The organism is Pseudomonas sp. GW822-FHT05A08, assembly GCF_058800485.1.
The window spans coordinates 6,203,917-6,225,390 of sequence record NZ_CM179511.1; the positions used below are offsets into that span (position 1 = coordinate 6,203,917).

The following is a 21,474-nucleotide window of genomic DNA, read 5'->3' on the forward strand; positions in this document are numbered from 1 at the left end:
TTGGTTTTACGAGGACTGCGTCCTCGATCGCAGGCTGCGCCAGCGGCTACAGGGGCGGTGTTGGCCTCTGGCTTACGGCTTGCGCTTGCGCGGCCCGGTGTTGAACGCCGGCACCTTGCGCACCGGTTTCACCGCCGGGGCTTCGGCCACTTCGCCGCTGTCCACCCACTTGCCCAGGTTGCGCTTGCCGCCACCGCCGGAAGTCTTGGGTTTCTTCGGCTTTTTCGGCTTCTTGATCACCTGGCCGCTGGCGTCGGTTTCCGGCACCCGGTGCTCCGGGATGAAGTCCGGCTCGTCGTGGCGCTTGAGGGTCTGGCGGGTCAGCATCTCGATGGCCGACAGCAGGTTCACTTCATCGGCGCACACCAGCGAGATCGCCTCACCGGTGGAGCCGGCGCGGCCAGTGCGGCCGATGCGGTGGATGTAATCCTCGGCGACGATCGGCAGATCGAAGTTGACCACCAGCGGCAAGTCCTCGATGTCCAGGCCACGGGCCGCGACATCGGTGGCCACCAGGATCTGGATCTCGCTGGCCTTGAAGCGGTCCAGCGCCCGCTGGCGGGTGGCCTGGGGCTTGTCGCCATGGATGCCGTCGGCGTTCACGCCCTGGCCCTGCAGCCTTTCCACCAGCGCGTCCACGCCGTTGCGGGTCTTGGCGAACACCAGCACCTGCTTCCAGCGGTTCTTGCGCAGCAGGTGGCTGAACAGCTCCGGCTTGCGCTTCTTGTCCACCGTCACCACCCATTGCTTGACGGTGTTGGCGGCAACGTTGCGCGGGCTGACTTCGATGCTCAGCGGGTCGTTGAGCATCTGCCCGGCCAGCAGGCGGATGTCATCGGAGAAGGTCGCGGAGAACAGCAGGGTCTGACGCTTTTTCGGCAGGGCGCGATAAATGTTCGCCAGCTCTTCGGAAAAGCCCAGGTCGAGCATGCGGTCGGCTTCGTCCAGCACCAGGGTCTGCAACTGGTTGAACTTCAGCGCGTTCTGGCGGAACAGATCGAGCAGGCGGCCCGGCGTGGCCACCAGCAGGTCAACGCCGCCGCGCAGCTTCATCATTTGCGGATTGATGCTGACGCCGCCGTATACCGCGTAAGTGCGCAGCGGCAGGTTCTCGGCGTACTGGCGCACCGCTTCGTGCACCTGTTCGGCCAGTTCGCGGGTCGGCACCAGAATCAGGGCGCGCACCGAGTTGGCGGTGACTTTCGGCCCTTCCATGGCCAGCAACTGCAACAGCGGCAAGGCGAAGCCGGCGGTCTTGCCGGTGCCGGTCTGGGCCGCGGCCATCAGGTCGCGACCGCCCAGCACCGCCGGAATGGCTTGCGCCTGCACCGGTGTCGGGGTCTGGTAGCCAAGCGTTTCGAGGGCGCGCAGCAAGGGTTCGATCAGGCCAAGAGTGGCGAATGTCATGGGGATACCGTAGGGAGATTGTCAGCGCAGGTGTGCAATGGGCGGCAGTTTACCCTAATTCAGGCGGGTTTCTTTCGGGCTGACGAGTTGCCCCGCTACAGCTCGCCAGCTGGCGGGCATGAAGAATGCAGGTGGACGCGCCTTGAGGTACGGGAGGAGAATTCAGCCCCTTTTTCCCTATCGCACCTTTGAAGATCCAGGAGCCTGACCTGTATGGATACACCCAACCCCTTCCAGACACCGACCGCCGAATTGCAGACCCCGGCGGCGACTGCGCCATTGCGCCTGTACAGTATCAACGCTGTCGGCCTTGCCACCTTCCTCGGCACTTCCGTGGCGGGGTCCTACATGATCGCCGCCAACCTCAAGGCGCTCGGCCGTGAAAGCGAAGTGAAGAAGGCCTGGTACATCGGTATCGGCCTGCTCATCCTGATGATGGTGCTGGGCGCGGTGCTGCCGGAAAGCGTTCCAGCCGTGGTCTTCGTACTGCCACCGATTTTTGCGATGAACACCTACGCACGCCAGCTCTTCGGTCCGGTTGTCATCGAACACAAACTCAGCAAGGGGCCTTTCTTCTCGTTGTGGCGCGTCGCCGGGATCAGCCTGCTGTTCATGCTGGCCTTCGTCCTGGTACTGCTAGCGCTGGTGATGCTGTCCAACCCGGACTGAGTACGACAGGCTGGAACAAAAAACGCCGGGCAATGCCCGGCGTTTTTGCTCGCGCGCTACCCGACACTCTCAAGCGGAGGCCTCTTCCAGGCATCACGTAAAAATACCTTGCGCCCGGACACCGAGCGTTTCGGACGGGTACGAAAAGCCGCCGGGTCAATGTACAGGGCAGTGACCCACCGCCTATGATCCCGGCCGCCGGCACACCTCCTTATTCATCACTTACCCGCACAGGCACTCTGTCGATCCCGATCGGCTGGGGGGCGTCCGTGCGGTTTCAGGAATGGTTATGCCTCGCTTCAGATTGACCGCGTTTTCCCGCGCCCACCGCCTTTACTGCGCCAGCCTCGCGGCGGCCGTACTGTTGCCCGTGAGCGGCGAGCTACTGGCCCAGGAGACCGGCTCGCAGGCTCCGGCCGCCCAGAGCGGCCCCTTCATCAACCTCCAGACCCTCGCCCCGGGAGCCCGCAGTACGGCCGAGGTCGGCACCCAACGCCTGCAACAGGAAACCGGCCTGAGCATCCGCAGCCTCGTGCCGACCACGGCCGATGGCTTCAAGGACCTCAGGGTGCTGGTCGGCAAGACCCATAGCCGCAGCTTGCAGCCGGAGGACGAAATGATTGTCGCCAGTCGCGCCGATGGCAGCTTCGTCGCGCTGTTGCCGCAAGCCAATGCGATCATTCGTGGCACCGCCGATGGCCAGCAGTCGCTGTTGCGCTTCGACGGCCCGCAACGCCCGGCCCATGCCCAGGACTCCCTGGAAGTCCCGGGCAAGGAGCAGCCCAACCTGCTCGAATCGCGCAGCGGCCAACGCAGCTATCAGCTTGATCGCAGCGCCAACGGGGACATCCTCATCGACCTGCTGGCAGGCTTCTCGGAGGCGTCGGCCAGGTTTATCGGTGACCCCGAAGCCTATGCCCTGGCACAGGTGGTGGCGGTCAACCGCGCCGTGCAGCAATCGCAGATCCAGGGCGTGCGTTTACGCCTGGTAGGTACCCAGGTGGTCAGCGATGACATGCCGATCACCACAGGCTCCCTGAGCCAGGTCAGCAAAGTGTTCGCCGACGGCATCAAGCAGTACAGCCCGGACCTGGTCGCCAGCTTCGTGCGCGGCGTCCCGGGCCAGGACACGGCCGTCGGCTGGGCCTACGTCAACGGGCGCTACTCGATCAACTACATCAATGGGCCGACGGTGTTTCGCCATGAACTGGCGCACAACATCGGCGGCAGCCACTGCTCGGACGGCAAAAGCTACCGCTTCGGTTACAACAACGGCCGGGTCGGCACCATCCTCTGCGGCAACCAGGTGCCCTACTACTCCAACCCGGATCTCAAGGACAGCCGTGGAGTGCCGCTGGGCGATGCGCAGACCGCGAACATGGCCAGGGTCTGGCGCGAGAACGCAGCGAAGATCTCCGCCTACGCGCCTGCCGTGGTGCCCCTGGCCGACGAGCAAGCCACACCCTTGCTGCAACAGTCGGTCGATCTGGCCAAGGACGAAATACGCTACTTCCCCCTGGACGTCCCCAGCGGCACCCAGCGCCTGGTGTTCAGCGTGACCCAGGGCCCGCAGAACGAGTCGTCGAGCAAGGTCCAACTGCTGCTCAAGCAGGGCAGCCAGCCAAGCGTCAGCGACTATGACTACCGTTCCCTGGAAAACAACGGCGTGGCCCTGGCGGTCAACGATCCGCAGGCCGGCCGTTGGTACCTGGCGTTGCGTGTGGAAAAGAACAAGAGCGTGGCCGGCATGGTGATCGAGGGTCACGCCTTCGCCACCCAGAACGAAACCGTCAAGGCGCGTTATGTGCGGCTGGTGGCCAATTCCTCGGTGGATGGCAAGGAAGGCGCCAGCATCGCCGAACTGCACCTGGCCGATGCCCGCGGCAAATCCCTGCCCCGCGGCTGGCGCATCCACTCCGCCAGCAGCACCCAGGCCGGTTCGCCCGGCAGCAACATCCTCGACGGCAACCCCAAGTCCTACTGGGCCTCGGCGACCGGGGCCGGTTATCCCCATCAACTGGTGATCGACCTGGGCACCGAGAGCCGCTTCTCCCAGTTGCATTACCTGCCACGCCAGGACCAGGGCCTGAGCGGCAATATCAAGGATTACCAGGTGTATGGCGGCGCCGGCCCGGACGGTCCGTGGACGCTGCTCGCCGATGGCGAATTCAGCGCCGACAACGAGGTCAAGTCCGCCGCCCTCAAGCCGGTCGACGCCGACCTGCCGCCGGTGGCGGTGATCAATGGCAAGACCGAGGCCGAGGCCGGGCAGCAGGTGGTCCTGGATGCCTCCGCGTCCAGCGACCCGCAGGGCAATGCCCTGAGTTACGCCTGGGAAGTGACGCCGGCCCTGGACTTCAGCTTCGACGGCCCGCGCCTGAGCTTCAGCGCGCCCGAACGGGCCAGCGACACCCGCTACCGCTTCACGTTGAAGCTGAGCAACGGCAAGCAGAGCAGCAGCGCCAGCCATGAAGTGCTGGTCAAGGCCGGCGGCAACGCGGCCAGCTGCCAAGCCCAGTGGGAAGCCGGCAAGGTCTATACGGAGAAAAACCAGGTGCAGCACAAGGGTCGCCAATACATGGCCCGCTGGTGGGTACAGGGCAGCGAACCCGGCAATCCGAACTTCACCGGCGCCGACGGCAGCGGCAAGGTGTGGAAGGATCTGGGGCCATGCGACAACGACACTCAGGTCGAGCCACCGCTACCGAGCATCAACGGTGCGACCCAAGCCAAGGCCGGCGAGCAGGTCCGGCTCGACGCCTCGGGCTCCAGCGACCCCGCGGGCCTGCCCCTGGAGTACCGTTGGAGCGTCACCCCGAGCCTGAGTTTCCAGGCCAACGGGCCGCAACTGACGTTCATCGCACCGAAGACCGGCAAGGACGCCAACTACCGCTTCAGCCTCGAACTGAGCAACGGCCATCACACAGCGGTCAGCGAGCACAACGTGAAGGTCAGCGTCGAGGAAGGTGGACAACCCAGCCTCTGCCTGGGGCAATGGAACGCGAAGAGCGCGTACCTGACCGGCAACAAGGTCAGCCACAACGGCCACTTCTATACCGCGCGCTGGTGGACCCAGGGCAATGAACCGGGTAACCCGGCGTATACCGGAGGCGAAGGCAGCGGCAAGGTCTGGCGCGACGAAGGCGCCTGTAACTGATGCCCCTGTAACTGCCCCCCGGGCGAACGCAGCGCGCTCGCCCGGGGGTTCAGGCAATCACGACCGCCAGTGTCAGGCAGTCGTTTCTTCCGCCAGCACTTTCACTTTCGGTCGGCTCCACTGCGGCAGGCCGATCAACACCACGGCACTGATGATCACCACCATCGCCAGCGCCTCCTCCAGGCCGATGGTCTCGCCGACAAACACGATCCCCAGCAGCACCGCTACCGCCGGGTTGACGTAGGCATAGCTGGTGGCCGCCGCCGGACGCACATGCTTGAGCAAGTACATGTAGGCGTTGAAGGCGATGATCGAGCCGAAACCGATCAGGTACGCCAGGGCTGCCCAGCCTTCGATCGGCGGAACGGCGGCCAGTTGCTCGCCGCTCAACCAGCTGCCGATCAGCAGCACCACGCCGCCCACCAGCATCTCGACGGCACTGGCCATCGCCCCTTGCGGCAACGGCAGGTGCTTGCTCCACACCGAACCGAAGGCCCAGGCCGCCGCCGCGAACACCAGCAAGGCCGCGCCGGTCGGGCTCGACTGCAGGTTGGAACCGAGGTTGAGCATGGCGATGCCGATCAGCCCGAGGACGATCCCGGCCCATTCCAGGCGAGTGTTGCGCGCGCCCCAGAAGTAACCGCACAGCAGGGTGAACAACGGCACCGTGGCCACCGCCAGGGCCGCCACTCCGGACGCCACGCCCATGTGTTCGGCGACAGTGACCGCGCCATTGCCGCAGCTCAGCAGCAGGATGCCGATCACCCCCGCCGCCCGCCATTGCGCCCAGGTCGGTGCCGGCGCCCCGCGCCAGCGCAGGAAGCCGTACATCAGGCTGCCGGCGATAACGAAACGGATGCCGGCGAGCATCAGCGGCGGCCAGTATTCGACACCGATACGGATCACCAGGTAGGTCGACCCCCAGATCACGTACAACGCAAAAAAGGCGGCAATCAGGGGCAAGGGAAAACGGCGTAGGCCAGGCATGGGAAGCTCGAAGACAGGACGAGGGAGAGGGTTATTCTAGAAAGCCGGCCGGCGGAACTTAAGTTACAAAACCTGTTTAAAGCATCGGTACACTTTTCAAAACATGGAGATTCTGGCTATAAACCATGCTTTCGAAAGTCGCTGAGTTTGAGAGCCTTATCATGGATAAATATGACCGCATGCTCCTCGCCGCCCTGCTGGAAAATGGCCGAGCGAGCTACGCCGAGCTGGCGCGCAAGGTGAACCTCTCCGCCCCGGCCGTGGCCGAACGGGTGGCCAAACTCGAAGCCAGCGGAGTGATCACCGGTTACCAGGCCAAGGTCGACCTGGCCAAGCTCGGGCTGCCGATCCAGTGCGTGATCGAACTGCGCATGGCCCAGCACGGCAATCAGAAGGCCTACGACGAACTGAGCCGGATCCCGCAACTCACCGAATGCCAGCGGGTCACCGGCGATCCGTGCGTGATCATGCGCGCCGCCGTCGGCTCGATGCCGGAGCTGGAAGAGCTGATCAACCGGGTGGCGAAGTACGGGTTCAGCAAGACCTCGATCGTGCTCTCCAGCGCCATCGAACAGCGCGTGCCGCTGGGGCATCTGGAAAGCAACGGCAAGTGAACCCAGCCAGCGCCGACTGTAGCCGCTGCCGCAGGCTGCGATCGGCTCCGAAGGAGACGCGCTCTTGAGGGCCTCGGAAGGCTCTTCGAGCCTTATCGCAGCCTGCGGCAGCGGCTACGGGAGTCAGGCGCCGCGATGGCGCTTGAGGTGTTCGCCGATCTTGGCGGCCGGCACTTTCTGCAATTTGCACAGGAAATCGTGGGACAGCTCGCGCAGCCCGTGTTTCTGCCGCAGCTCCAGCGCCAGGTGGGCGGTGAGGTTGGCGGCCATTTCCGCATCGGCCATGGCCCGGTGAGCCTGGCCGGTATGGGGCAGGCTGGCGAAACTGGTGAGGGTGCCGAGCTTGTGGTTGGGCGCCGCCGGCATCAGCCGTCGCGCCAGCAACAGGGAACAGGCGAAGTTCTGCAAGCGGGTGCGCTTGATCCGGCCGAGTTCGTAGTCCCAGAACTTCTGGTCGAACGCAGCGTTGTGCGCCAGCAGCGGCGTGGTGCCGACGAACTCGTTGACCTCGTTCATCACCTGCTCGGCCGGCGGCGCGCCGCGCAGCATGGCGTTGCTGATGCCGGTCAGCTGTTCGATGAAGGCCGGCACCCGCACGCCGGCGTTCATCAGGCTCTGGTAACGCTCGACGATGCGCCCCTGCTCAAGGATCACCACGGCGATTTCCGTGGCCCGGCAACTGCTGCTCGGGGAGATCCCGGTGGTTTCAAAGTCGATGACTGCGATGCGTTCCAAACCTGTCCAGCTCCGTACAAAAAATAGTCAGCTCAGCTTTTGAGCAGTAGCGCGCCTTCGATCGGCACGTAGCGCGTGGCCGCGCGAATCAGCGAATTGGCGGTCAACCCCGGCACGCCATAGGCCACCGCTTCGACCCCGTGCTTGCTGATGATGCGCTCGAGCAACAGGTCGAAATCGCCATCACCGGAAGCCAGCACCACTTCGTCGACATGGGCGGCGGCGTCCATGATGTCGATGGTGATCCCCACGTCCCAGTCGCCCTTGGCCGAGCCGTCGCTGCGCTGGATATAGGGTTTGAGTTTTACCGTGAAGCCCAGGTTGCGCAGGATCTGCTGGAACTGCTGCTGCTTGCTGTCGCCCCGGTCGATCGCATAGGCGTAGGCCTCGACTATCTGCCCCTGCTGGCTGATATCGGCCCACAGGGCGGCATAGTTGAAGTGGCAGCCATAGGCCTGGCGCACGGTGTAATAGAGATTCTGGACATCGGCGAACACAGCGATTTTTTTCACCGCTTATCCTCATGGCGCTCACGCGCGCGAACTGGGCCGGGACTCAAACCCTGAAAAGTCGCTCAGTATGCCAGCCAGAAGGAAGGTTCCGCGAATAATCGGTCCGGGACGCTGTTGCGTTCCGGACCGATGGCGGATCAGACGAAGGAATCGTCGTCGGAAAAGAACGAGCTGTCGTCGTTGCCGTAGTCGGCATCGCTGAAACCACCCTGGTCGTTGTTGCCCCAGGAGTCGTTGTTGGCCATGCGCTGCTCGTCATTGCCCCAGCCACCCGCGTTGTCGCTGGCGGGCGCCGGTTCTTCCTTGATCACTTCGACGATTTCCTGCGGCTGCTGGTTGCCGTGGAACAGGCTGCTGAGGCCTTGCGCCAGCATCACGCCACCCGCCACACCGGCGGCGGTTTTCAGCGCGCCGCCGAGGAAGCTGCTGCCAGCCGCGGCCGGAGCCTGCTGAGGTGGCGCGGCATAGTTTTGCTGGGGATAGCTCTGTTGCGGGTAGTTCTGCTGCGGCTGCGGGTTGAACGCCGGCCGCGCCGGTTCGCGCCAGCCACCGCCGGACGAGGCCGGAGCGCTTTGCGTCGGCGCCGGCTGCGGATCGCGGGAACCGCTGCCGAAGATGCTCGAAAGGAAGCCGCCACCGCTGCTGGGCGCCGGCGCCGCGGCCTGGGACCCGGCCTGCTGCAGCTCGGCCTGCAGTTGCTGGACTTGCTGGGTGAGTTGTTTGTTCTGCTCGTCGAGGCTCTTGATTGCCGCCTCTTGCACCAGAATCGCCTGGGTCATGAAATACCCGGCGGCAGGCTGCCGGGTCAGATGCTCCTTGATCCGCGCCTCGGCCTGGGCGTCGCGCGGGGCTGAATCCTTCTCGGCTTGCTGCAACCGTGAAAACAGTCCATCGATCAGGGTTTGCTCTTCGCTGTTCATGGCGACCTCTTTAGATTGCCGGTAAAAAACGGGGCCTTGTCCGTCATGCGCAAGGTGCAACCAGTAATGGGGCTGCCCAGCGAGCTTTCAATGGCCTTTACCTAACGTTTACGTTTGCTCGCCCCGGGGCTGCATCGGTTAAAGTGTCCAACCGCTTTTTGTGATCTGCGATAACCACTGATGAATCCGTTAACCGTTCTGCGCGACTCCCTGTACTTCTGCCAGCGCAACCTGGGCCGTATCGTCCAACTGTGCCTGCCGCTGGTGGTCCTCGAAGCGCTGCTGCAGCAGGCGGTCGACAGCTCGCTGGGCCCCGAGGCCTTTCCCGGCTACAGCGTGATCGTCGGCCTGCTGATCTACCCGCTCTACACCGGGGTACTGATCCTGTTTCTAGATGCCCGCAGCCGTGGCGAATCGCCATTGGCCCGCGACCTGCTCGCCGCGACCGTCAGCCTGTGGCCGCGCTTTGCCCTGCTGACCGCCATCAACACCCTGCTGATCCTGCTGGGCCTGTCGCTGTATTTCCTGCCCGGGCTGTGGCTGATGGTGACCCTGGCCTTCGCCGAATACCTGCTGGTGCTCAAGGGCCTGCAACCACTGGCCGCGATCAAGGAAAGCTTCCGCCTGACCCGCGGGCACTTCCTGCGGATCCTGGTCTGCATCCTGGCCGTGATGGCCCCGTTGTGGGTGCTCAAGGGCGCCAGCCTGGCGGCGTACCCCGAGCCGGGTCCGATGCTGTCGCTGCTGATCGAAAGCGCCCACAGCTTCCTGCAGTTGTTCACCAGCGTGGTGGTATTCCGCCTGTTCATGCTGATCGGCGACTCGCCTGACCAGCAATGACCCCGGGGGCCGACCGCTCTACCCCTTGGGCCGCGGTCCCGCTCTCGGTTATGCTCGGGCTCAATCCAGCAACGCCATAAGCCGAGCCGATGCCCCGCCTATTTCGCTTCATCCTCCTGGGCCTGCTGATCAGCGCAGGCCTGTTATCAGCCCTGGTCTACAGCCTGACCTGGCGCCCCGACGCCAAGGAGTCGCTGCCGGTCGCCTGCACCGGCAAGGTGCCCAGCCTGGTGCCGGGCCAGGCGCTGAAGGTGATGACCTGGAACGTGCAGTACCTGGCAGGCAAGCGCTACGTGTTCTGGAACGACCAGGCCCAAGGGCCGGACGAGCGCCCGACCCCGGAAGACATGGCCTTCAGCCTGGACGAAGTGGCCCGGGTGATTCGCGATGAACAGCCGGACATCGTGCTGGTGCAGGAGCTGGACGACGGCGCCAAGGCCAGCGGCTACCAGGACCAGCTCAAGCTGCTGCAGGAACGCCTGACCGACCTGTATCCGTGCAGCACACAGGCCTTCGACTGGAAGGCCGACTTCGTACCCTCCCCGCACATCTTCGGCAGCGTCGGCCGGCAACTGGCGACCTTGAGCCGCTACCGCATCGAACACGCCGAACGCCTGCAATTGCCGGTGCCCGAGGCCAATCTCCTCAGCCGCCAGTTCCAGCCGAAAAACGCCGTGCTGGTCAGCTACCTGCCGTTAAGCGACGGCGGGCAGATGGCGGTGCTCAACACCCATCTGGAGCGCGCGACGAAACCCGACGACACCCTGCAAGCCCAGGTGAACGCGGTCACCAGGATCCTCGACCGCTTCGAAGCCCGTGGTACGCCCTGGCTGATCGGCGGCGACTTCAGCCTGCTGCCCCTGGGCCAGTACCAGCGGCTCGCCCCCGAGCAACGCACGCCCTACTCCGCCGACAGCGCGCTGCACACGCTCTGGGACAAGTACCCGATGATTCCCACCAACAACGAAGCCAGCGGTATCGACCGCGCCCTGTGGCTGACCCACTACCCCAACGACCCGGCCCTGAGCGGCCCGGATCGCACCGTCGACTACCTGTTCCACAGCCCGCGGCTCAAGCGAGTCGAGGCCCAGGTACGGCAGGACGACACCCTGCGCATCTCCGACCACCTGCCACTGATCGCCCGCTTCCTGCTGCCCGCCGCACCGTAGCCGCTGCCGCCGATCGGCCGGAACGGTCGCTGGCGTCGGCACTGGCGCTAAAGGTCCTGCGGACCTATCGCAGCCTTCGGCAGCGGCTACACACTGGTTACTTGCGCGGTTTGGCGCGGGCCGTGGCTTCGGCCACCAGCGGGTCGTCCGGCCAGTAGTGTTTCGGGTAACGGCCCTTGAGGTCCTTCTTCACCTCGGCGTAGGTGCTGCGCCAGAAGTTCGCCAGGTCCTGGGTGACCTGCACCGGCCGCCGCGCCGGGGACAGCAGGTGCAGCTTGACCACCTGCCGTCCACCAGCGATCCGCGGTGTCTCTGCCAAGCCGAACAACTCCTGCAGGCGCACCGCGAGAATCGGCGGTTGTTCACTGTAATCAAGACGGATCGACGAGCCGGACGGCACCGTCAAGTGGTGCGGCGCCAGCTCGTCCAGGCGCTGCGGCAACGGCCAGGGCAGCAGGCTGTGGACAATGCTGGCCAGTTCCAGGTTGGCGAAGTGGCTGAGGCGCGAAACCTTGCCCAGGTACGGCAGCAGCCAGCTTTCCAGGTTCTTGAGCAGCGCCGCGTCACTGACGTCCGGCCACTGGCTTTCGCCCTTGGCCTCTAGATCGAGCTGGCGCAACAAAGCCACCCGGGCCTGCCACTGGCGCAGCTCCGGGGTCCAGGGCAACAGCTCCAGGCCCTTGCGCCGCACCAGATTGACCAGGGCCTGGCAGCGCGCCGCCTCGTCCAGGCCGGTCAGCGGTTCGCGGCTGAGCACCAGTTCGCCGACCTTGCGCTGGCGCTCGGCACGCAACACCCCTTCGCGCTCGTCCCAATCAAGCTGATCGACGCAGCGCACCTGCTCGGCCAGGACCGAGTCGAACAGCGCCGGGTCGAAATCCGCCGCCAGGTAGATGCGCTCTTCCCGCTGCCCCTGGCGACTGCCCAGGTCGGCGATCACCAGCCAGGGTTGCTTCATCAGGCTGTCGGTCTCGCTGAACAGCGCCGCGCGGCCGTTGGCCAGCCGGTATTCGGCGCCGCCGGGACGACGTTGCTGGGCGACCCGGTCCGGATAGGCCAGCGCCAGCAAGGCGCCCAGCCAGCGCGGGTGATCCGGGTCCGCCACCGCCTGGCTTGGTTGTCCGCGCAGATAACCACGGTATTGCCGGGCCAGTTGCCGAGCCCGCTGGACCCCGCCCTGGGCGCCGCGGGCCGCGCGCTCTTCGCCGGACAGCAGCACCAGGCGACTATGCAGGTCGGCACCGCCGCCACGCAGGATGTCGCGCTCGCCGAGCAAGGCGGCGACGTCGCAGGCCATGTCCGCCAGCCCCAGGGCCTGGCCGCGCAACAGCAGATGGGCAATGCGCGGATGGGCCGGCAACTCGGCCATTGCCTGGCCATGAGGCGTCAGCTTGCAGTCCTCGCCAGCCTTGGCCGTCAGCGCTCCGAGGCGTTCGAGCAAGTCCTGGGCCTGGGCATAGGCCGCGCCGGGCGGCACATCCAGCCACACCAGTTGCGCCGGTGCCACACCCCAGCGGGCCAGTTGCAGGGCCAGGCCCGCCAGGTCCGCCTGGAGAATCTCCGCGCTGCCATAGGCCGCCAGTTGTTCGTGCTGGTCCTGGGACCACAGGCGATAGCACACACCCGGCTCCAGGCGCCCGGCCCGGCCGGCGCGCTGGGTGGCGCTGGCACGGGAAATACGCTGGGTGTCGAGACGGGTCATGCCGCTGCCCGGGTCGAAACGCGGCACCCGTGCCAGCCCGGCATCGACCACCACGCGCACGCCGTCGATGGTCAGGCTGGTCTCGGCGATATTGGTCGCCAGCACCACTTTGCGCTTGCCGGGCGGGGCCGGTTCGATGGCCGCGCGCTGCGCCGCCAGGTCCAGTTCACCGTGCAGCGGACAGAGCAGCATCTCCGGGCGCTCGCCCAGGGCGTCGGCCAACTGCTGGTGCACCCGACGGATCTCGGCCTGCCCCGGCAAGAACACCAGGACGCTGCCACTTTCATCGTTCAGCGCTTCAAGAAGGGTCTGCACCAGCCGCGGCTCGATGAACTCGCCCGGCTGGAAGGGCCGCCCCCAGCGCACATCGACCGGGAACATGCGGCCTTCGCTGCGCAGGATCGGCGCGTCGTCCAGCAGCCCGGCCAGGCGCTCGCCTTCCAGGGTCGCCGACATCAGGAGGATTTTCAGCGGCTGCTCGTCGCGAAACAGATCGCGGCCATTGAGACTCAAGGCCAGGGCCAGGTCGGCGTCGAGGCTGCGCTCGTGGAATTCGTCGAAGATCAGCAAGCCGACGCCTTCCAGCGCCGGATCGTCTTGCAGGCGGCGGGTCAGGATGCCCTCGGTAACCACCTCGATGCGGGTGTTCGGGCCGACCTTGCTATCCAGACGGATGCGGTAGCCCACGGTCTCGCCGACCTTTTCCCCCAGTTCGCTGGCCAGGCGCTCGGCCGCCGCCCGCGCCGCCAGACGCCGCGGTTCGAGCATGAGAATGCGTTGTCCGGCCAGCCAGGGTTCGTTCAACAGGGCCAAAGGCACACGGGTGGTCTTACCGGCGCCGGGCGGTGCTTCGAGCACGGCCTCGTGGCGTGTCGCCAGGGCTTCACGCAGAGCGGGTAAAACTTCATCAATTGGCAAAGAATTCATACTGGCTCCCAAACAGAGGCGCGAGTATAACGGCGAACTGCCTGGCGTTAATCACGGTCTGAATTCATACCGGCAACGCTTCAGCCTTGCTCTTTCGTGTCTGTTCAGGAGATTTACATGCGTATTCCTTTCCGCATCATCGGTGGCGTCCTGGTTGCCACCCTGCTGACTCAGCTCACCGCCTGCGGCTCGATCTTCTTCCCCGACCGGCGCGGCCAGATCGACGGCAAGATCGACCCGCTGGTAGCCGTGCTCGACGCCGTGGGCCTGCTGTTTTATGTGATCCCGGGGCTGATCGCCTTTGGCGTCGACTTCGCCACCGGCGCCATCTACCTGGAACCGGGCAAGACCGCGCAGGTCGACCCGCACAAGCTGCAGCAAGCCATAGGCGCCGACGGCCAGGTCGATAACCACAAGTTGCAGGCTATCCTCGAAAGCGAGCTGGGCCGCAGCTTCCCTCTGGACGATCCACGCCTGATCCAGCACAAGGGCAGCGCGCAGCAACTGGCCCTGTACGGTCTGCAACCGGCAGCCTGACCCTCGCGTTTCTTGAAGGAACAAACCTTGTATGAGCAGTAGCCCGGAACACGCACGCCTGTTGCGCCTGGCCACCCGCGCCTCGCTGGCGGTGGCCAGTATCCTGATCGTGGCCAAGGCCATCGCCTGGTGGCTGAGCGGCTCGGTCAGCCTGCTGGCCGGCCTCACCGACTCGCTGCTCGATGGCGCCGCGTCGTTCCTCAACCTGCTGGCCGTGCATTATGCCCTGCGCCCGGCCGACGAAGACCACCGCTACGGCCACGGCAAGGCCGAATCGTTGTCGGGCATGGCCCAGGCGCTGTTCATCGCGGTGAGCGCGGTGCTGATCGGGGTACAGGCCGTCGAACGCCTGCAAAACCCCGAACCGCTGGGCGCGCCCTGGATCGGTATCGGCGTGATGCTGTTGTCGCTGGCGCTGACCGTGGCGCTGCTGATGGTGCAATACCGGGTGATCCGCGAAACCGGCTCCACCGCGGTACGCGCCGATTCGCTGCACTATCGCTCCGACCTGCTGCTCAATGGCAGCATCCTGCTGGCGCTGGTGCTGGCCAGTTTCGGCTGGCAGCAACTGGACGCCTGGTTCGGCCTGGCGATTGCCGTCTACATCCTGTGGAGCGCGATCCAGATCGCTCGGGAAAGCGTGGCGGTGCTGATGGATGAGGAACTGCCGCCCGAGGTCAGCCAGCACATGCTGGAGCTGGTATGCGCCGTGCCCGGGGTACTCGGCGCCCATGACCTGCGCACGCGGATTTCCGGCAACCACTGGTTCGTGCAACTGCATCTGGAATTACCGGGGGAGCTGACCCTGTCGGTGGCCCACGGCATCAGCGATCAGGCCGCCGAGGCGATCCATGCGGCCTACCCGCGGGCCGAGGTGCTGGTGCACGCCGACCCGCAGGAAGCGGTGCTCGCCGCCCGGACTCAGTAAGTCACCTGATAGCCGCGCGAGCTCAAGCAACCGCCCTGGGCCTGGCGGTAGGTCTGGACCACCTGCGGCGCCGGGGGATAGGTCATCGCCGCCGGGTCGAAGCCGCTCTGCTGCACCGCCCAGCGATAACAGTCGTAGCGGTCCTGATTGATCTGCTGCGGGCTCTGCCCGCTGACCGGGTAGGCCAGCACGTTGTAATCATTGCCGGCCTGCGGCGGCGGGCTGGCCACCGGCGGCTCGACCACTACGTACTGCTGGGTACTGGCCTCGTAGCTGTAGTAGGCGCCCGCGGCCAGGAAGAACAGCGCGCTGCCGATCCACACCTCGCGCGCGTAGTCCGGCAGGTAGGCCACGCGAATCCCGTAGGGTGGGCGCACCACAACGTAACGCGGCCCCTCTGGGCGGTACCAATAGCCACCGGAGAAGTAATAGTCCCGGCCGCGATAAGGCACACGGTAATGCCGGTCCGGAAAACGATCGATCACATAACCCGGCCGATATTGCGGGCCTGGCCCCCAGCCATTGCCACGCCCCTCCGGACGGCCCGGCCAGCGATAGTCGTAGGGACGCGAGCCCGGCCCGCCGGCCTGCCAATGCGGGTTGTAGTCGTTGCGGCGCGGGATGTCCTGGTAATAACCCTGGCGCGGTTCCTGGGTCTGGCGGACGGTATCGGGGCGGCCCTGGATCGGCAGGTTGGCGGACGGCTGTGCCGGTCGCCTCCGCCCTTGATCATTCGGCCCGTGGTTCTGCCAGCGCCCGTTCTCGACGTTGCGCTCGAACTGCTGGCTGTTGTCGCCGCGAATGATTTCAGTCTGCGGGCGCGGCGGCTGGTTTTCGCCACGCCCCTGCCCCCTGCCCGGGTGCCCCTCGCCACCGCGCTGGCCGCCATCGGAGCCACCGCGACCGTCATTGCGATTATCGCGGTCATCGGCGAGCACCTGCGCACTGACGCTCACACACAGCAAACCAACACCTGCCAAACGCCAGATGCGCGATTTCATGCTATTCCTCACTACGGATGGGGGCCTGTAGATAAGACTGGAAAAGCCCAGGCCGGTTCTGCCACAGGTTATCAGTCGCAACACTTATTTATTGAGGCGCCACGGGATATTTCCTGGCGCGCAGGCAATAAAAAAGGGGGACCCGTCGGTCCCCCTTTGAGAATTTCGTCCGTGCTCGACGCTTATGGCGCCGGCTCACCTCACGCCGTCTTCTGGACAGTGTGTAGCCCGGGGGCCGGCTCAACCCTGTGGGATTGGCGGCCGCGGCAGGCCTGATTCGGCGGGCCGCAGTGGACTCTATGTCCGGGCAGTGATTCTGGTGATAAGAATAGGCCTGGCGCGTCGACAGAGGATTGCGAAGATTGCTCCAATAAACATGACTTGCGCAATTTTTAACTCAGGATAGATAATATTGCGCAATACTTATTAAAAAGGCCTGTTCCATGAGCAAACTCGACCGATACGACCTCAGCATTTTGGCGGAATTGCAGCGCGACGCCCGCATCTCCAATCAGGAACTGGCCGAACGTATCGGCCTGTCGCCTTCGCCGTGTTCGCGTCGGGTCAAGCAACTGGAAGACGACGGCTACATTTCCCGCCAGGTCGCCCTGCTGGACCGCAAGATGCTCGGCCTGAGCCTGACCGCCTACGTGCTGATCGGCATGGACCGCCACACCCCCGAGCGTTTCGAGAACTTCGAGGCGGCGATCCGCAGCCTGCCGCAGGTCCTCGAATGCAGCCTGGTGACCGGGATGGACGCCGACTACCAGCTCAAGGTGGTGGTGCCGGACATGGATCACTACCAGAAACTGCTGCTGGGCCATCTGACCCGCATCGAAGGCGTGACCAGCGTGCGCTCCAGCTTCGTGCTCAATCAGGTGCTCAACAGCACCGAACTGCCGCTGACTCACCTGCGCAACTGAGCTGCCGTCATCCTGTAGGAGCGAGGGGGAAGCCCAGTTCTTGCTTGCGATAAATATTCCAGGCCACACATCACCTGAACCTAGAGATCGCTATCGCGAGCAAGCTTCGCTCCTACGGAAGACCCCGGTGGTGTGACGACGAAGCGCACCTGGATCAATGCCCGGTCGCGGCCCCTTGGCGTATACTCGCCCCCGCCTTTTAGCCTTGCCCGCGCTGGAGATGTTCGATGGATCCTGCAGTATTCGAAGAGTGGATGATGACCGGCCTGGTGACCATCCTGATCATTTTCATGGCCTTCATCGTCTGGGATCTGGCGAAGAAGTCCAAGGCCGGACGCTTCGGCTCTTTCATCCTGTTCTTCGTCCTGGGCCTGGGCGTGGCCGCGTTCATTATCAAGAGCGTGGTGATCGGCCTGATCGAATCCGGCGCCTTATAAGCGCGCCGGAACCTCCTTCCACTGGCCCTGATCGAGCCCTTCGATCGTCCAGTCGCCGATCCTGACCCGCACCAGGCGCAATGTCGGCAACCCCACGGCCGCGGTCATGCGTCGCACCTGGCGATTGCGCCCTTCACGAATGATCAATTCCAACCAACTGGTGGGCACGCTCTTGCGAAAGCGCACCGGCGGGTTGCGCGGCCACAGTTGCGGCTCTTCCAGCTGCCGGGCTTCGGCTGGCAGGGTCATGCCGTCATTCAATTCCACGCCATCACGCAGACGCTGCAATTGCTCGGCCATGGGTTCCCCTTCCACCTGCACCCAATAGGTCTTGGCCAGTTTGTGCCTGGGGTCGGCGATGCGCGCCTGCAACTGGCCGTCGTTGGTCAGCAGCAGCAAGCCTTCGCTGTCGCGGTCCAGGCGCCCGGCCGGGTAGATGCCGGGGATCGCGATGAAGTCCTTGAGGGTCGCCCGCCCTTCGCCGTCGCTGAACTGGGTCAGCACATCGAAGGGTTTGTTGAACAGGATCAGCTTCGGCTCGGCCGGTGGCGCTTTGGCAACTCGGCGCGGCGCGGAAGAAGACGAAGGGCTCTTCACGCCGGGGCGGCGGGAAGCGGGACGAGGAGGACGAGACATGGCGAACAGAACATCTAACGGTCAGGGCCGACCATGCTAGTGGCCCGACCGTTAAATGACCATCCCGCGATCAGCGGAACGGTGGCTCGTCGAAGCTGCGCAGCTTGCGCGAGTGCAGCGAGTTGAGCTCGGTGCGCAGCAGATCCACCGCGGCGATACCGATCTTCAGGTGCTGGCTGACCGCGCGCTCATAAAAGGCGTTGGCCGACCCCGGCAGCTTGATTTCACTGTGCAGCGGCTTGTCCGAGACACACAGCAAGGTGCCGTACGGCACCCGCAGGCGATACCCCTGGGCGGCGATGGTGCCGCTTTCCATGTCCACCGCCACGGCGCGGGACAGGTTGATCAGCGGACGCTCCTGGGCCCAGCGCAACTCCCAGTTACGGTCGTCGTAGGTCAGTACGGTGCCGGTGCGCAGGCGTTTTTTCAGGTCGTCGCCCTTCTCGCCGGTGACGTTGGCGGCGGCCTGCTGCAACGCCAGCTGCACTTCGGCCAGGGCCGGAATCGGAATGTTCGGCGGCACCACGCGATCGAGAATGCCGTCACGACGCATGTAGGCATGGGCCAGCACGTAGTCGCCGATGGTCTGCGACTGCCGCAGGCCGCCGCAGTGGCCGATCATCAGCCAGCAGTGCGGACGCAATACCGCCAAATGGTCAGTGATGTTCTTGGCGTTGGACGGGCCGACGCCAATGTTCACCAGGGTCACGCCGTGGCCGTCGCTGGCCTGCAGGTGATAAGCCGGCATCTGGTAGCGGTGCCAGACCACCCCGGCGGCGATCGACGAGGCTTCGCCGTGGTCCATGCCCTTCTCGATGATCACATTGCCCGGCAGGACCATGCGCACGAACCGCGGATCGCTGCGCAACTGCTCAAGGCCGTGGGTGATGAACTGGTCGACATAGCGGTGGTAGTTGGTCAGCAGGATCCATGGCTGCACATGGCGCCAGTCGCTGCCGGTGTAGTGCACCAGGCGGCGCAGGGAGAAATCCACCCGCGCGGCATCGAACAGCGCCAGGGGCAGCGGATGGGTGTTTTCCCAATCGTACAGCCCGTCGGCGATGCCATCGGTGGCGGCGGACAGGTCGGTGCTGGGGAACACCCGCGCCAGCACCGCGGCGGTGACGCCGGAACCGGCCAGCTCATCGCCCTGCTCGACCACGTACGGATACGGGATGTTCTGCTCGCTGACGCCCACTTCCACGGTCACGGTGAAGTCGTGCATCAGTGGCACCAGCTGTTCCAGCAGGTACTTACGGAAGGCGGCGGGATGGGTGACCGTGACGCTGTAGGTGCCCGGCAACTGGACCTTGGCGTAGGCCCGGGTGGTCTGTGGAACTTCGCCCTGACAGAGATAAGTCAGGCGCAATTCCGGGTAACGAAACAGCGCGCGCTGTTCGGCGTCCGGTTCGACACGATCCTTGAGGTAACGCTTGAGCGCCTGGCTCAGCGACGTGGTGGCCCGCTCATGCAAAGCGGCAAGCCGGTCCACGGCTTGCTCGGCGGTTTGAACGACAATAAAAGCTTCGGTCACGGTAAGCATCCTGTGTTCTGATCTTGCAGGCCTTCATCTTGCCTGCAACGCCGTCTCACGGGAACAGCGGAATATGCGTAGGAGCGAGCTTGCTCGCGAAAGATCTTTCAGGCCCCAGCCGATCGGTAGCCTGGACTATTTATCGCGAGCAAGCTCGCTCCTACAACAAACCAGTCAGAAGCCTGTCGGGGTGGAGCGCGCGACTATCGCTTCCACATCCAGCCCTCGCGGCAAGGTGCCGTAGACCCTTCCCGCCGAACCCAGGCGACTGGCGATAAAGGCATCGCTGACCGCCGCGTTGCCGGCTTCCAGCAGCAGCTTGGCCTGCAGGCCCAGGGCGATGTCCTCGGTCAGCTGGCGGGCGCGGTACTGAATGTCGTCGGTGTCCTGGAAGGCGCCTTTCAGGTTGGCGATATGCGCGGCCAGGCGCCTGTCGCCATGGCCATCGCCCAGCTCGGCGAACAACGCATCGAGCACGCCCGGCTCCTTGGACAAGGCGCGCAGCACATCCAGGCACTGCACGTTACCGGAACCTTCCCAGGTCGAGTTGACCGGCGCTTCGCGGTACAGCCGCGGCAGAATGCTCTCCTCGACATAACCGGCGCCGCCCATGCACTCGGCGGCCTCGTTGATCATTGCCGGGGCCCGCTTGCAGATCCAGTACTTGCCCACCGCCGTCACCAGTCGCGAGAACATGGCTTCTTGCGGGTCATCCAGGTTGTCCAGCGCGCGGCCCATGCGCAGGCTCAAGGCCAGCGCCGCCTCGCTTTCCAGCGCCAGGTCGGCCAGTACGTTCTGCATCAAGGGTTGCTCGCTGAGTACACGCCCGCCCACCAGCCGATGGGCACAATGATGGGCGGCCTGGGTCAGCGCCTGGCGCATCAGCGAGCTGGAGCCGACCATGCAATCGAAGCGGGTCATGGCCACCATCTCGATGATGGTCGGCACACCGCGCCCTTCTTCACCGATCATCCACGCCAGGGCCCCACGGAACTCCACTTCGCTGGAGGCATTGGAGCAATTGCCGAGCTTGTTTTTCAGGCGCTGGATATAGAACTGGTTGCGGCTGTCATCCGGACGATGGCGAGGCAACAGGAAGCAGGTCAGGCCTTTTTCGGTCTGGGCCAGGGTCAGGAAGGCGTCGCACATCGGCGCCGAACAGAACCATTTGTGGCCCACCAGTTCATAAGCCTGCCCCGGCCCCGTAGCACCCACCGGATACGCCTTGGTGGTGTTGGCGCGCACATCGGTACCGCCTTGTTTCTCGGTCATCGCCATACCGATGGTGACGCCGGCCTTGTGGGCCATGCCGACATTGCGCGGGTCATATTCGGTGGCGAGGACTTTCGGCAGCCATTGTTCGGCGAGATCCGGCTGCAGCTTCAGCGCCGGCACACAGGCGAAGGTCATGGTCAGCGGGCAACCGCTGCCGGCCTCGGCCTGGCTGTGCAAATAGGTCATGGCGGCGCGGGCGACATGCGCCCCGGATTGCGGATGAGCCCAGGGCAAGGACGTCAGGCCGTGCTCGATGGCGGTGCGCATCAGCTCGTGATACGCCGGATGAAACTCCACCAGGTCGAGGCGATGCCCGTAACGGTCATGGCTGGTGAACACCGGCTTGTTCTGGTTGGCCAGGAACCCCGCTTCCATCAGCGGCCCACCGGCCAGGGCACCGTAGGCGTCGATCCGCGATTCGGCCCAGCCGGCGCCGAAACGCCGTGCCCACTCCTGCAACGGCAGATCGATTCGATAGAGGTTGGTACCGTCCAGGGAAGGTGGCTGGTTGGTGACTTCGTGGGTCTCGGCGAACTGATGCAGGTTCATGTCGGGGCTCCTTGA

General features: G+C 64.9%; 19 protein-coding genes. 9 read left to right on the top strand and 10 right to left on the bottom strand.

All coding sequences use genetic code 11. The features are described 5' to 3' along the window. Window positions 1-72: 72 nt before the first annotated feature. Complete coding sequence (rhlE1, locus tag AC3RCP_RS28015) at window positions 73-1,407, bottom strand: RNA helicase RhlE1 (RefSeq protein ID WP_009045762.1); 1,335 nt, start codon at window positions 1,405-1,407, stop codon at window positions 73-75. A gap of 213 nt (window positions 1,408-1,620) precedes the next feature. On the opposite strand from rhlE1, the gene AC3RCP_RS28020 reads away from it, so the two are divergent. Both AC3RCP_RS28020 and AC3RCP_RS28025 read left to right on the top strand, forming a co-directional pair. Further along, a complete protein-coding gene (locus AC3RCP_RS28020) occupies window positions 1,621-2,076 on the top strand; it encodes a hypothetical protein (protein WP_085534561.1) in 456 nt (151 codons plus the stop codon). A gap of 289 nt (window positions 2,077-2,365) precedes the next feature. Further along, the gene (locus AC3RCP_RS28025; protein WP_492571883.1) at window positions 2,366-5,233 is read left to right on the top strand and encodes a discoidin domain-containing protein; all 2,868 of its coding nucleotides are present in this window, start codon (window positions 2,366-2,368) and stop codon (window positions 5,231-5,233) included. A 72-nt stretch (window positions 5,234-5,305) separates the two neighbouring features. Here the strand turns inward: AC3RCP_RS28025 and yedA are convergent, their stop codons facing one another. Beyond that, complete coding sequence (gene yedA / locus AC3RCP_RS28030; protein ID WP_009045765.1) at window positions 5,306-6,220, bottom strand: drug/metabolite exporter YedA; 915 nt, start codon at window positions 6,218-6,220, stop codon at window positions 5,306-5,308. A 161-nt stretch (window positions 6,221-6,381) separates the two neighbouring features. Here yedA and AC3RCP_RS28035 point away from each other — a divergent pair, with 161 nt between their 5' ends. Continuing rightward, the gene (locus tag AC3RCP_RS28035; RefSeq protein ID WP_007930752.1) at window positions 6,382-6,834 is read left to right on the top strand and encodes an Lrp/AsnC family transcriptional regulator; all 453 of its coding nucleotides are present in this window, start codon (window positions 6,382-6,384) and stop codon (window positions 6,832-6,834) included. Between the two features lie 123 nt (window positions 6,835-6,957). Here the strand turns inward: AC3RCP_RS28035 and AC3RCP_RS28040 are convergent, their stop codons facing one another. The 3 genes from AC3RCP_RS28040 to AC3RCP_RS28050 all read right to left on the bottom strand — a co-directional run bounded on the left by AC3RCP_RS28040 (window position 6,958) and on the right by AC3RCP_RS28050 (window position 9,001). Then, entirely contained in the window at window positions 6,958-7,569 is a 612-nt protein-coding gene (locus tag AC3RCP_RS28040) for a 3'-5' exonuclease (RefSeq protein WP_007929135.1), read from the bottom strand. Window positions 7,570-7,601: 32 nt separating this feature from the next. Continuing rightward, on the bottom strand, window positions 7,602-8,081 hold the full coding sequence (locus AC3RCP_RS28045; protein WP_007929138.1) for an NYN domain-containing protein: 480 nt from the start codon (window positions 8,079-8,081) through the stop codon (window positions 7,602-7,604). Window positions 8,082-8,218: 137 nt separating this feature from the next. Further along, entirely contained in the window at window positions 8,219-9,001 is a 783-nt protein-coding gene (locus tag AC3RCP_RS28050; protein ID WP_492571884.1) for a DUF2076 domain-containing protein, read from the bottom strand. A gap of 180 nt (window positions 9,002-9,181) precedes the next feature. Here AC3RCP_RS28050 and AC3RCP_RS28055 point away from each other — a divergent pair, with 180 nt between their 5' ends. Beyond that, window positions 9,182-9,841: a DUF7847 domain-containing protein gene (locus tag AC3RCP_RS28055; protein ID WP_007929142.1), complete on the top strand. Its 660-nt coding sequence runs from the start codon at window positions 9,182-9,184 to the stop codon at window positions 9,839-9,841. Between the two features lie 89 nt (window positions 9,842-9,930). Further along, complete coding sequence (locus AC3RCP_RS28060; protein ID WP_492571885.1) at window positions 9,931-11,010, top strand: endonuclease/exonuclease/phosphatase family protein; 1,080 nt, start codon at window positions 9,931-9,933, stop codon at window positions 11,008-11,010. Between the two features lie 97 nt (window positions 11,011-11,107). Here the strand turns inward: AC3RCP_RS28060 and hrpB are convergent, their stop codons facing one another. Then, the gene (gene hrpB, locus AC3RCP_RS28065) at window positions 11,108-13,639 is read right to left on the bottom strand and encodes an ATP-dependent helicase HrpB (protein WP_492571886.1); all 2,532 of its coding nucleotides are present in this window, start codon (window positions 13,637-13,639) and stop codon (window positions 11,108-11,110) included. Window positions 13,640-13,756: 117 nt separating this feature from the next. Here hrpB and AC3RCP_RS28070 point away from each other — a divergent pair, with 117 nt between their 5' ends. Together AC3RCP_RS28070 and AC3RCP_RS28075 are read left to right on the top strand one after the other, a co-directional pair. Next, a complete protein-coding gene (locus AC3RCP_RS28070) occupies window positions 13,757-14,176 on the top strand; it encodes a hypothetical protein (RefSeq protein WP_007927053.1) in 420 nt (139 codons plus the stop codon). 31 nt (window positions 14,177-14,207) lie between these two features. Next, window positions 14,208-15,104 (top strand): cation diffusion facilitator family transporter, encoded by an 897-nt coding sequence (locus AC3RCP_RS28075; RefSeq protein WP_101339210.1) that lies wholly within the window; start codon window positions 14,208-14,210, stop codon window positions 15,102-15,104. Here AC3RCP_RS28075 and AC3RCP_RS28080 read toward each other — a convergent pair. Continuing rightward, window positions 15,098-16,105, bottom strand: a complete 1,008-nt coding sequence (locus tag AC3RCP_RS28080; RefSeq protein ID WP_492571887.1) for a DUF6515 family protein — start codon at window positions 16,103-16,105, stop codon at window positions 15,098-15,100. The two genes, AC3RCP_RS28075 and AC3RCP_RS28080, sit on opposite strands and share 7 nt — an antisense overlap. A 443-nt stretch (window positions 16,106-16,548) precedes the next feature. Here AC3RCP_RS28080 and AC3RCP_RS28085 point away from each other — a divergent pair, with 443 nt between their 5' ends. Continuing rightward, the gene (locus AC3RCP_RS28085) at window positions 16,549-17,028 is read left to right on the top strand and encodes an Lrp/AsnC family transcriptional regulator (RefSeq protein WP_009045772.1); all 480 of its coding nucleotides are present in this window, start codon (window positions 16,549-16,551) and stop codon (window positions 17,026-17,028) included. Between the two features lie 227 nt (window positions 17,029-17,255). Next, a complete protein-coding gene (locus tag AC3RCP_RS28090) occupies window positions 17,256-17,465 on the top strand; it encodes a DUF2788 domain-containing protein (protein ID WP_007927060.1) in 210 nt (69 codons plus the stop codon). Here the strand turns inward: AC3RCP_RS28090 and AC3RCP_RS28095 are convergent. The 3 genes from AC3RCP_RS28095 to AC3RCP_RS28105 form a co-directional block, all read right to left on the bottom strand. Then, entirely contained in the window at window positions 17,460-18,101 is a 642-nt protein-coding gene (locus AC3RCP_RS28095) for a pseudouridine synthase (RefSeq protein WP_101339212.1), read from the bottom strand. The two genes, AC3RCP_RS28090 and AC3RCP_RS28095, sit on opposite strands and share 6 nt — an antisense overlap. Before the next feature lie 70 nt (window positions 18,102-18,171). Next, window positions 18,172-19,644, bottom strand: coding sequence for an AMP nucleosidase (gene amn, locus AC3RCP_RS28100; RefSeq protein WP_162136172.1), 1,473 nt, complete (start codon window positions 19,642-19,644; stop codon window positions 18,172-18,174). 165 nt (window positions 19,645-19,809) lie between these two features. Continuing rightward, entirely contained in the window at window positions 19,810-21,459 is a 1,650-nt protein-coding gene (locus AC3RCP_RS28105; RefSeq protein ID WP_007927066.1) for an acyl-CoA dehydrogenase family protein, read from the bottom strand. Window positions 21,460-21,474 lie beyond the last annotated feature (15 nt).